The following is a 16,191-nucleotide window of genomic DNA, read 5'->3' as shown; positions in this document are numbered from 1 at the left end:
TAGGTTTTTTTGTGAAGATTAAATTACCATGAGTCTTTGAAAGCCTATAAAATAAAGATTAAGACCGCAGACATTAATTTTTTTTAATATAACTCTCAATCATTTAATTGATATCGTTCGTGTTTCACTGATTTCCCAATTGTTTAACAAGGTCAAATTTACTAAAGTCAGTTTTCCGATTTGGTTAAATCAAAGCCTGAAAAGGCATTGGATAATTTGGCAAATTCTTCGATCGATAAGGTTTCTCCTCGTCTGCCGGGATCGATCTGTGCAGTTTCCAAAGCTTCTGCCATCTGCTCTTTCACCTCTTTATCTTTTCCAAAAGCGACCTGCAGGTTATTCCATAAGGTCTTGCGTCGTTGAACAAAGGCAGAGCGCGTCAGTGTGAAAAACAACTGCTCGTCCTCGACAGCTATTATACCATTCTCTTTTTTACTCAACTTGATAATGGCAGAATCGACATTCGGCTGAGGCATAAAAACTGTTTTGGGAACAGTGAATGCCACTTCGGCATCCATGTAATACTGCACAGCAATCGACAGTGAGCCGTATGCCTTGGTACTTGGATGAGCTGACAGCCGACTGGCCACTTCTTTTTGCATCATAAGTACCATCCGGTCGATCGGTAATCGAGACTCTAAAAACCTCAAAATAATGGGTGTCGTGATGTAATAAGGCAGGTTGGCTACGACAACGATTTCTTCTGCATCCGCTAAATGCGACGCGTAGAAATCGCTTAAATCTACATCAAGTATGTCTGCATGAATGATCTCGATATTCGGATATGGCGAAAGTGTGTCTGCTAAAACTCGCAACAACCGCTTATCGATTTCGACAGCAATCACTTTTCCTGCTTGCCTGGCTAATTGTTCAGTTAACGCACCGATACCCGGTCCCACTTCGATCACGGTGGTCCGTTTGGTAATTTCGCCAGCTTCTACAATTTTTTTGAGTATGTTTGTATCAATGATAAAGTTTTGTCCCAAACTTTTTTTCACTGAAAAGCCATACTTCTGTAAAATTTCTTTTGTACGGTTAGGTGTTGCGATATCTTTAAGATTCATCGTTTTGTTGTTCCTTTCGTATCTTCTCTAGGGCTTTTGTAACTTCAACTTCTGTTATACCAAACATCGTCAGGCGTTTCTTTAATTGTTTACCGTTGGTGTAACCAATACGTAACTCTTCGCCCAAGGCTGCTCTCAACGCCCGAGCTTTAGCCGATCCAATCAGACCGGTCTGCATCAGGAACACTTTGCTCACCGTTTCTTTTGCATCGATGCGTTCTTCAACGACCTGGTTCAGTGCGTCTCTGATCGCTTCAACCGATGCGTGTTCGATGCCAAGGCTTTCTTTGGTTTCACTTTTGCGGCGCGCTTGATCTTTGGTTATGAAGGCATGCTTCACACCGGGGATGTATTGGGAAATGATTTTGCGGATCTTTTCACCCGGACCGTCCGGATCTGTAAAGACGATAACGCCTCTTGTTTCTTGTGCCAATGCAATGCGTTCAAGCGTTTCTTTATTGATCGCTGACCCATTTGTTTCGATGGTATCCGCCTCAACTGCCAAAGCCAGACGTTTGGTATCGTCCTTGCCTTCGACCACTATGATCTCTTTGATTTTATCCATGATGTCTCACCTTTACTCTTCCAGTTTGAAAAGTCGCAAAGCATTCTGGGTGGTCTGACGTGCCACTTCTTCGAATGGCAGACCTCTCTGCTTGGCTACTTCTTCAGCTACGAACTTCACATAGCTCGGTTCATTGCGTTTTCCTCTATGAGGCATCGGTGACAGATAAGGGGCATCTGTTTCAACCAGCAGTTTATCAAAAGGGACCTTTTGTGCCACTTCTTTAACTTCCGGAGCATTCTTGAACGTCACGATGCCGTTCAAGGAGATATGCATGCCTATATCTAAAAATTTTTCCATCCAGTAGGTATCCAGGTTAAAACTGTGCATGATACCGCCTGTATCGCCGGCGTGTTCATCTTTGAGTATTTTGTACGCATCTTCAGTAGCCTCTCGATTATGGATGCTGACGGGTAGGTTCAATTCTTTTGCCACCCGAATTTGACGTCTGAAGGCATCCTGTTGAACGAGTTTAGGTGCGGTATCCCAATAGTAATCAAGACCCATTTCGCCCATCGCTACGATTTTATCTCCTTTTAATTGTTCGATCAACTGATTCTCGATTGCGTCCGTGTAGGTTGCTGATTCTGTCGGGTGCCATCCAATGATTGAATACACCCCTTCATAGTCGCGGCTCAGTTCAAGCGATTTTTTAATTGTATCCGTATCGAAACCAACGACCGCCATGCGACTGACTTGATTATCACGCGCGCGCTGTATAGCTTCTGCTTCTTCACCTTTAAATTCTTTTACATTGATATGTGTATGTGTGTCGAAAAGCATAGTTTCTCTCCTTTGAATGTCTTACTTGTCTCATTTAGAATACACCATACGCAGAAAAATTCCAACAAAGTTGAAAGACACAGCTTCTCTCTTTGTTGGAATCTCCGTTTAACTTATTTTCATATTACGCTACGATCGATCCATTGGGCATTTGACCAGGTGCTTCGATCACTGCCAGATTACCTTCTGTATCTTCGGCTGAAAGGATCATGCCCTGACTAATTTCTCCACGCATTTTACGCGGTTTTAAATTAGCAACGATGACGACTTTTTTCCCGATCAATTCTTGCGGGTTAGGGTAAAATTCAGCAATACCTGACAAGATCTGACGATGGCCACCTTCATCTCCGGCATCGAGTCTGAAGTTGAGCAGTTTATCCGCATCTTCCACTTTATCGACGGCGATCACTTCAGCTACTTTAAGTTCCATACGGTCAAAGACATCATACTTGATTTCTTTGTCCTTAACCGATGTCAACGTTGTTTCTTCTGGATCAAATGCTTCTTCCATGTCTTCTGACTCTCCTTCAGATTTACTCTCTTGATTCATCCAACTCTGAATCACTTCAGCTTCTTCTTCCACATCCAGACGAGGGAAAATGGGCGTCCCTTTTTTGACGACCTGTTTTTCATTCTCATGCGACGTGAACTCCACCTTATCGAAGCGAACATCACTGTCAGAAAAGCCCAACTGTTCAGTAATGGCTTCTGACGTATGCAGCAAGATAGGCTGCAGCAATACTGCAGTCACACGCAGGCTTTCAGCCAGGTGCGCCATGACACTTTCCAATGCTTCTCTTTTTGTTTCATCTTTCGCTAACATCCATGGGGCTGTTTCATCGATATATTTGTTGGTACGAGAGATCAGCTTCCAGACAGATTGAAGGGCTGAACTGAATTGCATGTCTGACATGTTCAGTTCATAATCGTTGACTGTTTCTAAAGCCTGCAGACGCAAAGCTTCATCAAAAGACGTCACGTCTCCCTGGTACTTAGGCATTTGACCGTCAAAATACTTGTTGATCATCGCAACGGTGCGGTTCACTAAGTTGCCTAAATCATTGGCTAGATCATAGTTTATGCGTGAGATAAAGTCTTCAGGTGTAAAGACCCCGTCACTGCCAAAGGTCACTTCGCGCATCAGGTAATAACGCACGGCATCGACGCCGTAACGTTCGACAAGTTTTTCAGGATACACGACATTGCCCTTGGATTTAGACATCTTACCGTCTTTCATGAGTAACCAGCCATGTCCGAAGACTTGTTTTGGTAAGGGTAAATCGAGTGCCATCAGTAAGATTGGCCAGTAAATCGTATGAAAACGGACGATTTCTTTACCGACCATATGAACGTCAGCCGGCCAATATTTTTTAAAGGCTTCTGGCTGATCATCGAATCCGCCCAAATCCGGATCATAACCTAAAGCTGTGATATAATTTGTCAAGGCGTCGATCCAGACGTAGACCACGTGTTTGGGATTGGAAGGCACTTCTACCCCCCAGTCAAAGGTTGTCCGTGAGACAGCTAAATCTTCCAGTCCGGGTTTGATGAAATTATTGACCATCTCTTTTTTACGGGATTCCGGTTGAATAAACTCTGGATGCGACTCATAGTGCTGCAGTAAACGATCAGCATACTTGCCCATTTTGAAGAAATAAGATTCCTCTTTCACCCATTCGACTTCATGACCACTTGGTGCCACACCGCCGGTAACGTTGCCTTCGTCATCTTTATAGATTTTTTCTAATTGTGTCTCAGTGAAAAATTCTTCATCAGAAACGGAGTACCATCCGGCATAATCGCCTAAGTAAATGTCTCCTTGTTCAAGCAGTTTTTCAAAGATTTTTGCGACCACTTCTTTATGCTGCGGTTTTGTCGTACGGATAAAGTCATCGTTGGAAATCTCTAGCGTTTTCCAGAGAGACTGAATGCTTTCAGCCATTGCATCGACATATTCTTGTGGTGTCTGATTTAATTCTTTCGCTTTTGTTTCGATTTTTTGACCATGCTCATCTGTTCCCGTCAGATAAAAGGTATCGAACCCTTTCAATCTTTTATAGCGTGCCAAAACATCACAGGCAATGGTTGTATACGCATTGCCAATGTGTAATTTTCCGCTTGGGTAATAGATCGGTGTTGTTATATAAAATGACTTTCTATCAGACAACTTAATGTCCTCCTTTAATTTGCTTGAATTTAATCGCTCGTTCAAAGCTCTGACAAACGTTTCTTGACTAGTATAGCATAGGAATGCCAACTGAAAAAGACTGGAATAAGTTAGAGTCAGATAAGTTTGAAATGCTTCAGGGCTTTTTCGATGCCATCTTTATCGACATCGTCTGTCACGTAATCTGAGATTGCTTTAACGTTATCCCAACCATTACCCATCGCCACACTCGTATGAACGAAGTCCAGCATCTCCAAATCGTTAGGACTGTCGCCAAAGGCATAGGTATCTTCTTTAACTGCGCCAACATGTTCCAAGTATTTTTCGATCCCTGTGGCTTTTGAAATGCCTTCGCTGATGATATCAACTGTATAATGATTGGACCTCGCGAAATGGAGGGTTTCAAAATCTTCTTTGTACTGCTTTTCTTCATCCTCTGAGGTTTCAATAATCACTTGATAGATTGATTTACCCGCATAATCTTTTGGTTTGGGTGGCTTTTTGATCAACCGGCTAAAGAATGAAACTTGAATGGAGCCGGGAACCAATTTGACTAAACCTTTTAACAGGGTCAACACCGAACTGCGTTTAGCGAGTGATACGATGGAATTACTGAAAATATCCTTTGCGCCACACAATACGATACCATCATTTTTTTCAACGGCTCGGTCGATCAAACGATCAACGGTTGCTTTTTTGATTGGATTATCGAACACGACTTTCCCCTCGTGAACAACAAACTGCCCATTCATCGCTATATAGCTATCAATATCCAGCTCACGACGCACTTCTTCTATTAATAAGGGGGCCCTCCCAGTAGCTATGACAGGTATGATCCCATTCGCTTTCAATTCTTTGATTGCTCGTTTCGTAGATTTCGGAATACTATTGTGTTTCGATACCAATGTTCCATCAATATCGAAAAAGATTATTTTTGTCATAAGAGACGCTCACTTTCTTAATGAATTCTTTTCTATTGTATCATGTATATGAAAGTGGACCCACAAAAACGCTGAAAAAGAAGGAAGGTTTTCAGAGTTTTTAAACTTCTGTCCTTCCTTCTTTTCAATTTCTGCATAGTATTGCTTTATTTAATCGACATCATCTGGATTAGCCCATACTATTTCACTTATGGCATCCATCAAATCCTCACCCAGGTCTAATGCTAGCAATGCGCTAATAACACGGGCACTTGTTCTTCCTCTAATAATCGTGCTGTGAATTTTTTCTTTTAGGCTGGCAGGTAGCTGCGCTCGGTCCAGGAAACGGAACAACTCACTGTGCATATCATTTTTCTTTAATTGAACTTCTTTGAAATAGACAGTGTAAGATGAATCAGTGGGCTGTTCGGGTATCACAACTTCAATAACCTTACCTATCCGTTTGACTTCAGCATCAACAAACTCATCATTAACATACACCTGCGGCATCTTTTGGCAGGCGAAACCAACTAAAGATAAAGTGAACTGACGCTCTTTTGGTAAAACGTTCTGATTTCCTTCAGGTTTATTTATTTGGAAAACCGCCCAGTCCTCATCATTGTCTTTCCATTTGAGTGACATTCTCGTGGTGACTTCTTCCATCCTTTTACCTGTTCCATCATCTTCATACAGCGAAAAGTTTCCATTGTCTCCCGCATAGATCATCACTTCCATATTTTTTGGAATTTCGGTGTGATTACTAAAGCTTTGATCCAGCGGCACAATACCACCCGCTTTGACAAATACGGGGTACGTTGATAAAGACCGGTACATATCGATGACTCGGTCACCTTCATAAGACCGGTGGATAAAGAAGTCATACCACCTGCCTTCCGGCAACCACACTTTCACTTTGCCTAAACGCAAATCATTTTTCATTGGTTTAGTTACGGGTGCTACAATCATCTGTGTGCCGAAATAGTATTGATTGGGCACATCATACGCTTCGTCTTTCCAAGGGTGATGATAGTACATCGGCCGTATCAGCGGAAAATCATCACAGTGATTGAGGACATTCATCGTATATAGATACGGAATCATACGGTGTCTTAGACGCATAAATCTCGAAACGATATTTTCTGCTATTCGTCCGTAACGCCAAGGCTCTTTACCACTGAATTCACCGTCTTGACTGTGCAGTCGGTTGATTGGAGAAAAGACCCCAAACTGGACCCAGCGGACAAAGAGTTCATTATCTTTTATTCCACCAAAATGACCACCTATGTCGTGACTCCACCAGCTATAACCTACATTGGAAGCCGTTGCAGTGAAGTAAGGTTGGAAATCGAGTGTGTTCCATGTAGCCGCTGTATCTCCGGAAAATCCGATAGGGTACCGGTGCGATCCGAGACCTGCATATCTTGAGAATATAAGCGGTCGGTTGTCACCCCTGCCGTTATCCAGGAAATGGTAGTGATTTAGCATCCACAGTGGATCTAGTCCTTCTACTTTTGTGACGCTTCCTTGTTGCCAGTCTATCCACCAAAAATCGACACCTAGTTCTTCATGTGGGTGATGTAAATATTTAAAATAAGCACCCAGAAAATCCGGATTGGCAATGTCGAAGTTGATTGGTTTTTCATCCTCAAAGTCCACTCCCAATTCCTTCGCCATCGGTTCATACATTTCCTCAAAAGGTTGTACACCATTAGCTGGATGTAAATTAAGCGTTGTGCGTAACCCGTGGTCATCTAACCAACTTAAAAACTCTTCAGGGTCTGGAAATAATTCTCTATCCCACGTGTAGCCTGTCCAACCAGAACCAAACTTAGCTGGTACGTCACATATGTGCCAGTCCATATCCATCACAGCGACTGAAAATGGTAGGTTTCTTGCTTCAAATTCATTAATTAAGCGTTTATATCCATCTTGAGAATACGGGTAATATCGACTCCACCAGTTTCCTAATGCGAAACGAGGCAGCACTGGTGTTTTGCCAGTCAAGTGATGATAATCTTTTAGCGTCCCTAAATAATCACGACCGTAACCAAAGAAATAAATATCCGTTACGCCTTTAGGTCTTTTTTCTACCCATGAATCATCCGTTAATCTCATGGACGTGCTGTCATCGAATACGGAATAACCATCTTTGTTCATTAGACCCTCTTCCAAATCGATCGGTCCATCTGAAAAATCAAGCGTACGTGCTGTACCTTTTAACGTTTCAGGGGTTTCTCCGAAATACCAGGTACTGTGATAAAGACTATAATTACCGATTGCTTCGATACGGAAATTATGTTTTGTGAATCCCCCCTCTTCCTTAAGAAAAATAAGATGGGCTTTTGATGTAATGATTTCTAAATATTCATCATTTTCTTTTTTAATAAATTCTGGTGTTGTAAAATTACGATTCAAAACAGTTTGTGTCGCATGATCTTCAAATACACGGCTCGGGTCGTATTCTATCCGAATGAGTGCAGTCGTTAAAACTGTAAAGCGGTAGTTCTTCCAGATAACTTGTGATTCAATTTGAGCAACTGGCTCTCTATTTAAATTAAACACTTCTTTTCTGTTCTTTACCAAGTGTCATCATCCTTTCTCACTGACTATTAATTATATTTTAGCATACACCAAATATATCACCACCCATTTGTTGTTATATCCAAAATATAAATAAATAATTTCCAATAATCACTTTTTCGAAATCTGGAATGAGTCCGCTAAAAGGTTGACTTAAACGCAATAATCCCTTATACTGACGGATATAAATAGTTAAAGCTATGAATAGGCGCAGTAGATTGTTTGAATTATTTTAGAGAGCGAGTGGTTGGTGAAAATTCGCAGATTCAAACAAACCGAAGTACACCTTGGAGCTATTCTCAAACGAGACGCAACCCGGCGTTATGGGAACGAGTGAAGTGAGTTCTTAACTTATTTTAATCAGGGTGGTACCACGGCACTGTTCGTCCCGACGAAAAGCATAGGCTTTTTGTGGGGTTTTTTTTATACCTACGATTTTAAGAGGAGGTAATCTTTTGGATGATACGGACTATAAATTACACTTTGGTGTTTATGGAGTTGCCTTAAAGGATGAAAAACTGCTTTGCATATCTAAAAATTCCGGCCCTTATAAAAACCGGTATGACCTTCCTGGCGGGAGTCAAGAACGGGGTGAGGGTCTGACGGATACGTTAGTAAGAGAAGTTTTTGAAGAAACGGGATTCAAAGTTCTCGATTATAAGCATCCCAGAATCTATGATTCTTTCCTGAAAATTAAAAACTATCAGGTGATTACCCATCACGTTTTTTCACTCTATTCCATTACCGTGAATGGCAAAGCCGATAGTATTCCTGATGAAGTAGTGGATGGGAAAAACGATTCGGATGGTGTCCTGTGGATAGCTCTTGACGATTTAAACCCCTCCAATGCCTCACCTCTTATTTTGAAAGTCATTGATGAAGAATCAAAAGAACCTGATTTGTTGGACAAGAACGTGTTTGAGGACTGGGAAATATTAAATAAATAATTACTTAAGGAGACAAAAATGAATATCTTAGATGAACTAGAATGGCGCGGAGCCATCAATCAACAAACCGATGAAGAGGGTTTACGCAAGTTGACAACTGAAAAAGAGATCGCTCTTTACTGCGGTATCGATCCATCTGGCGACAGTATGCACGTTGGACACTTGATCCCTTTCATGATCTTGAAAAGGTTCCAGTTAGCTGGTCATAAACCGGTCATTTTAATAGGCGGCGGAACAGGTTCGATCGGCGATCCCAGTGGGAGAAACTCTGAGCGTGTCTTGCAAACGATGGATAAGATCGAACAAAACGCAGAAAAGTTAAGCGCACAAATGCGTCAGCTCTTCAAAGCCGGTTCGGATCAATCTGGTATTAAATTAGTGAACAACTATGATTGGTTAAGTGGTCTGTCCTTTTTAGACTTCCTGCGTGACTTTGGCAAAGAATTCAACATCAACACCATGCTGGCAAAAGAGGTTGTGTCAAGCCGTTTAGATACCGGCATCTCTTTCACTGAGTTCAGTTACCAGATCATTCAGTCTGTTGACTTCCTGCACTTGTTCCAGAACGAAGACGTTCAGCTTCAAATCGGCGGTTCGGATCAATGGGGCAACATCACAGCCGGTTTAGACTTGATCCGTAAAAAAGAAGGCTCTGAATCTAAGGCATTCGGTTTAACGATTCCCTTGTTACTTAAAGCAGATGGCACGAAATTCGGTAAATCGGCAGACGGCGCAATCTGGCTGGATCCTGAAAAGACAACGCCTTACGAATTCTACCAGTTCTGGTTCAACCAGGATGACCGCGATGTCGTTAAATACCTGAAGTACTTCACCTTCTTAACAAAAGAAGAGGTTGAAGAATTAGCGAAACAAGTGGAAACAGAACCACATAAACGTGCCGCTCAAAAAACTTTAGCCGAAGAAATGACTCGTTTCGTTCATGGTCAAGATGCGCTAGACGAAGCACTTAAAATTACTCAAGCTCTATTTTCCGGTGACATTCAGGAGTTGACTGCTGCACAAATCGCATCCACTTTTAAAGATGTCCCTTCATCAGAAGCACCTGCTGGTGAACATAATTTAGTCGAGTTTTTAGTTGATATAACAAAAATCGAACCGTCCCGCCGTCAGGCACGTGAAGACATCACCAACGGCGCGATTCGTATCAAAGGGGTTCAAGTAAAAGACGTCGATCATGTCGTAACTGAAGACGACAGTTTTGAAGGTCGCTATGTGATCGTTAGAAAAGGTAAAAAGAAATACTTCCTAATTCACTTGGTTTAATATAATTGATAAATAAAGACTATTTTGCCCTATGCTGATCAGCATTTTGGCAAAATAGTCTTTTTTCTATTGACTCAAGGGTTTTTGTCATGCGAGTTATTAGAAGAATGATTTTCTTTTGTGAACTCAACAGATACTATTATTCAGGTTATTAGAAGATTTTTCTTATCAGTACGATTCAAAATAATGTGAACAAAAAGACAGAATCACCTGTTAGTGATTCTGTCTTTTTTAAAATTCTAATCAAAGAATCCTCTGATAGCTTCCCAAATTTGTCTGAAAAAGTTTCCGATTTGATCGATCAAGCCGCTGTCTTCTGCATCTTGCCAAACATCCCCGAAACGGTCTCTTATGTTATTCGATAAGTTTTCAAGCTGTTCCTTGACTTGCTCGGAATCGATCGCACCGGTTTGCTGATAGCGTTCAAAGAAGGCCAACAAACGGTCGATTTGTTCTTGACTGATAACATTCTGAAGGTCATTATTTTCCAGTGCCTCATTAATGATGCGCTCGATATCCTCACGGGTTGCCAGTTCATCCTGACTTTCTTTTAATTCAGCTAATTGCTGTTTGATTTCCACGATCGCCTGATCAAAACGTGAGGTATCAAATTCTTCATTGTCCGCATTTTCCTGAGCGATATTATTCGTTGTTTCAAGTTCTTCCTGGGCCACTTCCATACGGTCCTGGTCCAACTCTTCACCATTCACATCAAAGGCCTTATAAATACCTGTCAAGGCACTTTCCCCTGTGACTGGACGAATACTTGCGACCATGATCGTTACGTCTTCCACACCCGCTGTGATGGCAGCATTGGCGTACTGTTCTTCAGTAATTTGGGTAATGTCATCAGGCGTTTCGATGAGCACCGTCACCCCGTCTCCTTCACCTTCACGTTGAACCAATACTGAGGAAATCATACTCGCTGTGTTTCCGGATCCAGTGTTCAGATAATTCTGCAAATCTTCACCGGTCACATCAACACTTGCCACATTATCCATGTCATCGATACCAAGTAAATCGGCTGTTTCTGCAACCTGCGCCTCATCAAGACCGCCACCATACACATATGTAGGAAGTCCCCAAGCTTCATCGACGACACTTGTATCAATTCCTTCAGCCGCGTTTACCGTTGACATGGGCACAAGTGACAAAGCACCTAATGCCGCTACGTAAATAATCCCTCTTTTTAATTGTTCGATCATATTTATTCTCTCCTTTTAGGTCAATATTTTAGTTTAAATGCAAATATAGTATACCACCAACGTACATTTTTGACTATTCAAGCAAAAAAGCACTGCCAAAAGTCTCTTTGGCAATGCTTTTTCGATAAGTTGAAATCAATTAATCGCTATTAGATCTATTTACAGTTTATTTAATGCATTTTTAATTGAATCGTCACCGGTAACTAAATCAAAAAATTTATGATATGTTTTTTCGTTATCTAATGCAGACACAATAACTTTGGCGACATCAATTCTTGGAATGCTAAATACTTCAGTATCTGTAATGGCATCTTTTACAAGAACTTTACCAATAGACTCTTTATTTTCCAGCATACCCGGACGTACAATAGTGTAGTTGAGACTTGAATCCATTAACCACATGTCCGCAAAATGTTTGGCCACATAGTAAGGTTTAAGGTCTTCACTCCATCGGTCTCGATCGTCGGCACCAAATGCACTTATCATGATGAAACGATCGATCCCACTGGCTTTTGTAGCTTCAATAACTTTGACAGCTCCATCCAAGTCAATAAGTAATGTTTTATCATCACCGGTACTTCCACCTGAACCCGCCGCAAAGACTACCGCATCAACATCATGCATGCTTTCTTTAATTTCAGTAACGGTTCCTTCCAGATCCCCTAGTCTTGCCTCGACACCTTTTTCTTTGAATTTTTCGACTTGCTCTTCTTTTCTGACAAGAGCGATCGGCTTGTGTTTGCCTTCATTCTTTAATTCATCCACTAAATGTTGTCCAATTTGACCATTTGCTCCAACAATTAATACGTTCATTATTTTTGCTCCTTTAATTTTTCTCTCTGTTATTACCATAACAAAAGAAGACAGATTAACCAAAAAGAAAGATTCAGGCTGGGGAGCATTCTCGATAAAAACTGTATGTTTATTTATACTATTCAGTACTTTAAAACATCAAGTCATTTCTATATTGTTTATACTTCTCAATATAACTTTCAAGAACTGTTTCGCCAATACTTTGATTGATTCATCCGCTTGAGGCGTCGTGAAGGTTACCTCAATATTTTTGTTGCATCTTCTGCTGAATTACCTCGAAACGCAGCAAATAAGTAATTATCTTTTAATTGAGATAAAATCTTCTATTTTTTTGTCATGATTTCTTCCCGTTTGCTGTCTACTTATATATCAATGTATCGCTTCTTAAAAATGAGCTCTACTATATTTATCGCTTTTTCACGACTCATTCAGTCCGCTATCGATGTGTCCTGTGAATCAATGTATTGAACGACTTCCAGTAATATATCGATTTGTTTCTGGATGGCTAGCCCGATTGTTGTATCTTTGATCAATGTTCTTTCTAATTTCCCATCGATCATATGTTTTAAACTTGTTTCATCTTTCCCCCGTTTAAATAACTCAGAAACAGTTTCAAAAGGCTGATGTGTAACGATTTGAAACCCGTATGAGTTATTTAATAATGAATAACCTGCTATCCCTGTCGCTTCCCGGTAAGCTTCATTCATGCCACCATCGATGACAATTAAACGACCGCCTGCTTTTACTGGACTTTCCCCTTTTTTCACTTTTATTGGTGTGTGTCCGTTCACTATTTTAGCACTTGTGTTTTCCAGTCCGAATGAATGTAATATTTTTTCGACTACTTTTTCATTTTCTCTTAAATTAAAATAAGCATTTCGTTCTTCTTGGTGTGTTTCAGTATCATGAATATAATACCGCTCAAATGTCGTCATCTTGTTTCTACCAAATAAAGGCGATTTATCACCCGCCCATGCATACCAAAGGACATCTGTGGCATAATCATCACTCGTGTGAGGTGATTTGGCTGCTTTTCTAACATATTGGTCAAAGGTGTCCAACAATTCTTTTCCAACTACTTTATTCCCCTCAAGTTCAATCGACTGAAAATCGCCATTTTCATCCATCGGTAAACACCCGTGATACAATAAATGACCATTATAGATCAGGTACATCCTTCCTTTTTCGAGCAGGAAAGTAATATAATCTTTTATTTTCACGGATCGCTGAAAACTGTCAATCAAAGTGCTGACAATATGTTCCTCTTCACTGGATAGCTGATTAGGTTGCTCTTCACTAATTTGATTATATGGAAAATCAGTTAAGGGCCAGTTCTTTCCATCAATTTCAACAACCTGTTTCTCTTTATCTATTTTTTCTAAAAGACATCGCTTGGACATTCGAAACTCCGGTCGTCTTTCAATAATCTGTTCTTCCAATTTAAATTGAATGATCGCCAAAGCATGATGGGCTTTGGTCAGCAGTTCTTCACTCTCCTCAATTAATAAAGAAGATGTATTAGACCCTTTGGGTTTGAATGTGTCAGACACTTTATAATTTTCTTCTGCATGCAGAAAAAGGGGTCTCAAATTCAAGCCATATGTTTTTTCCAGCTCAAATAAATAACCATATCGCGCTGCAATGCGCAAGAGTGTGATCAAGTTTACCTTGGAACCGAAACGTGCACCCATCCACAGCAAATCATGATTCCCCCACTGCACATCGACGGAATGATGTTTAATCAGTTTCTCCATCACACGGTCTTCTCCGCTCGAGCGATCGAATATATCTCCGACTAAATGCAGATGATCGATGACCAACCGCTGAATGACTTCGCTTAAGGCTGTAATAAACGGTTCGGCCTGCTTCAGACTGATCAACCGATTCAGAATGTTTTTATAATACAAATTCTTTTTTCTCTGATTAAAATCCGTGTATAAAAGCTCTTCGATAATATAGGTGTACTTTTCTGGAAGAGCTTTTCTCAGTTTTGACCGTGTATACTTGACCGCGCAAAAACCCATAAATCCGACCAGATTTATGATCGTATCTGCATACCATTCATCATCTTTGACGGCCTCAAAATAATCATGTTTCAGCGCATATTCCGGATAACTAATAAGCAGGCTAAACCAGTCTTTCTGTTCGGTCGTCCACTGATCCCCGTAGTAATTTTCGATTTTTTCCCGAACATTACCGGCCCCAGTACGCAAAATGTGTTCGAACGCCTGAGAAGACCCATGAACATCCGAAAGATATAACTCTGTCCCCTTAGGTAAGTTCTGTATGGCTTCTAGGTTAATTAGTTCCGTGTAGACTGCTTCTGGTGTCGAATATTTCTCTCTAAGTAAGTTTAAATAGTTTTGATCCATTTTTGCCCTCCAGTTTGCCCCAAGATATTTTTTAAAAAAAGAGGCCGTTTTTTTAATAGTACAAGAGACTTTAACACCTGAATATGCGTTAAATCCGCCATCAATCGATAAGACGACACCATTGATAAAACTGGATGATTTTTCGTCAGTCAAGAATAATAAGCCACCGATCAATTCTTCAGCTTCACCAAAACGCTCCATTAGTGTGTTTTTCAAAATTTTGTTTGCGCCATTTGAAAATAGATAATAATAGTCTTTTATCTCTCTATTTATCACATTCATACTATCATTTCTTATAAAATATCGTCGTCCGCTTTGCTTAGATCCTGAACAGTTTTTTCTAAAAAGAATTCAGGGTATTTCTCAATGATGTTGGTTTGAGAACGCTCTATGAAGTGAATATGATTTACAATTAGATGTTTTACTTCTTCCGTTTGTTTTGATTTGATCGCACTTAAAAGTTCTTTATGTTCTTCCAGAACCTGTTTATAGTCAAAGGTAACGTTTTTTAGATGTAACCATCTAAAACGATCCAAGTGAACACTAAACTCTTTGATCCAGTTCCATATTTGACCTTTCCCGACAATGTCATAACATACTCGATGAAATTCGTTGTCTAAATCATGGTAGCCGGAGATGTTACCTTTTTCGAATTCCACCTTCTGAGCATCTAAAATAGCTTGTAACCGTTGCTCGGCTTTTTTATCCATATTGGCACTTAATTCGACCATGACTTCTTTCTCCACACATTCTCTGACAAAACGTGAATGAATGGCCTGACTCATATCAATCTTAGATACATACGTCCCCGATTGAGGAAATGTATACACTAGTCCTTGTTTCTTCAATTGTTTGAGTGATTCCCGTATAGGTGTACGGCCAATGCCTAATAACTCCATTAATTTTGATTCCGAGATTTTTTGACCTGGATATAACTCTGTTTTTATAATCATTTCTCGTAATTTTTCGTACGTTTGATCTTGTAATGTTATGTTTTGCATAGTCTAACTCCTTTCGTCCTTCATGTAATCGCTAACTTGTATACTAATATCTAAGAATATAACACAAAAACATCGTATTGTTAATGTTTATTAGATTTCGAAAAAAAAGGACAATCGCTAAGTTGTCTTTTGAATTCTTTCGTTTAATTAAGCATTTACCCGCATCGCTTCCTCCTGAGCACGTATGCATAATTCCTGTGCTTTAAAAATGTGTACTTGTGTCATGCCGTTTTCTGTCCAGTTTAGACAATCCTTGATCATTTCGCCAAAGAACGGAAACCCTACTTCCCCCTTAACATTGAAATACTTTTCACCTTTTTCAGTGACAAGATAGACATGATTGCCTGTTTCTTATTTGGCAACTTCCACATACTTTCATACTTCAATCGTCCCTTTTGTTCCGGTAACAATTACTTTTTCTCAACAAAAAAAGTAGAAAGCCTCTAAACAGAACCTGTTTAAAAGCTTTCTACTTTCAATATATTGGTCA

The 16,191-nt window shown here is 40.3% G+C and carries 12 protein-coding genes and 1 other annotated feature; of the genes, 2 read left to right on the top strand and 10 right to left on the bottom strand.

What is annotated here, in order from left to right; translation table 11 throughout:
• Positions 1-167: 167 nt before the first annotated feature.
• The 6 genes from rsmA to ACO1PF_RS07910 all read right to left on the bottom strand — a co-directional run bounded on the left by rsmA (position 168) and on the right by ACO1PF_RS07910 (position 8,082).
• A complete protein-coding gene (rsmA, locus tag ACO1PF_RS07935; RefSeq protein WP_423188532.1) occupies positions 168-1,064 on the bottom strand; it encodes a 16S rRNA (adenine(1518)-N(6)/adenine(1519)-N(6))-dimethyltransferase RsmA in 897 nt (298 codons plus the stop codon).
• Positions 1,054-1,629 carry a ribonuclease M5 gene (gene rnmV, locus ACO1PF_RS07930; protein ID WP_423188531.1) on the bottom strand — a complete coding sequence of 192 codons (576 nt, stop codon included), beginning with the start codon at positions 1,627-1,629 and terminating at the stop codon, positions 1,054-1,056. The genes rsmA and rnmV overlap by 11 nt, the downstream gene beginning before the upstream one ends.
• A gap of 12 nt (positions 1,630-1,641) precedes the next feature.
• Positions 1,642-2,412: a TatD family hydrolase gene (locus ACO1PF_RS07925; RefSeq protein WP_423188530.1), complete on the bottom strand. Its 771-nt coding sequence runs from the start codon at positions 2,410-2,412 to the stop codon at positions 1,642-1,644.
• Between the two features lie 124 nt (positions 2,413-2,536).
• On the bottom strand, positions 2,537-4,579 hold the full coding sequence (gene metG, locus ACO1PF_RS07920) for a methionine--tRNA ligase (RefSeq protein ID WP_423188529.1): 2,043 nt from the start codon (positions 4,577-4,579) through the stop codon (positions 2,537-2,539).
• A gap of 116 nt (positions 4,580-4,695) precedes the next feature.
• On the bottom strand, positions 4,696-5,520 hold the full coding sequence (locus tag ACO1PF_RS07915; RefSeq protein ID WP_423188528.1) for a Cof-type HAD-IIB family hydrolase: 825 nt from the start codon (positions 5,518-5,520) through the stop codon (positions 4,696-4,698).
• Positions 5,521-5,670: 150 nt separating this feature from the next.
• Positions 5,671-8,082: a TIM-barrel domain-containing protein gene (locus tag ACO1PF_RS07910; protein ID WP_423188527.1), complete on the bottom strand. Its 2,412-nt coding sequence runs from the start codon at positions 8,080-8,082 to the stop codon at positions 5,671-5,673.
• 188 nt (positions 8,083-8,270) lie between these two features.
• Positions 8,271-8,473, top strand: a binding site (T-box leader).
• A gap of 61 nt (positions 8,474-8,534) precedes the next feature.
• On the opposite strand from ACO1PF_RS07910, the gene ACO1PF_RS07905 reads away from it, so the two are divergent.
• Positions 8,535-9,026, top strand: a complete 492-nt coding sequence (locus ACO1PF_RS07905) for an NUDIX hydrolase (RefSeq protein ID WP_423188526.1) — start codon at positions 8,535-8,537, stop codon at positions 9,024-9,026.
• 18 nt (positions 9,027-9,044) lie between these two features.
• Entirely contained in the window at positions 9,045-10,310 is a 1,266-nt protein-coding gene (gene tyrS, locus ACO1PF_RS07900) for a tyrosine--tRNA ligase (RefSeq protein ID WP_423188525.1), read from the top strand.
• 239 nt (positions 10,311-10,549) lie between these two features.
• Here the strand turns inward: tyrS and ACO1PF_RS07895 are convergent, their stop codons facing one another.
• The 4 genes from ACO1PF_RS07895 to ACO1PF_RS07880 form a co-directional block, all read right to left on the bottom strand.
• Positions 10,550-11,515 carry a DUF1002 domain-containing protein gene (locus ACO1PF_RS07895; RefSeq protein WP_423188524.1) on the bottom strand — a complete coding sequence of 322 codons (966 nt, stop codon included), beginning with the start codon at positions 11,513-11,515 and terminating at the stop codon, positions 10,550-10,552.
• A 159-nt stretch (positions 11,516-11,674) separates the two neighbouring features.
• A complete protein-coding gene (locus ACO1PF_RS07890) occupies positions 11,675-12,328 on the bottom strand; it encodes an SDR family oxidoreductase (protein WP_423188523.1) in 654 nt (217 codons plus the stop codon).
• 428 nt (positions 12,329-12,756) lie between these two features.
• Positions 12,757-14,700, bottom strand: a complete 1,944-nt coding sequence (locus ACO1PF_RS07885; protein WP_423190527.1) for a fructose-bisphosphatase class III — start codon at positions 14,698-14,700, stop codon at positions 12,757-12,759.
• Between the two features lie 293 nt (positions 14,701-14,993).
• Positions 14,994-15,701 (bottom strand): GntR family transcriptional regulator, encoded by a 708-nt coding sequence (locus ACO1PF_RS07880; RefSeq protein WP_423188522.1) that lies wholly within the window; start codon positions 15,699-15,701, stop codon positions 14,994-14,996.
• Between the last annotated feature and the right edge of the window lie 490 nt (positions 15,702-16,191).

Source organism: Alkalibacterium sp. f15, from assembly GCF_049389645.1.
GTDB lineage: Bacteria > Bacillota > Bacilli > Lactobacillales > Carnobacteriaceae_A > Alkalibacterium.
This window is presented reverse-complemented; position numbering and strand designations above follow the sequence as displayed.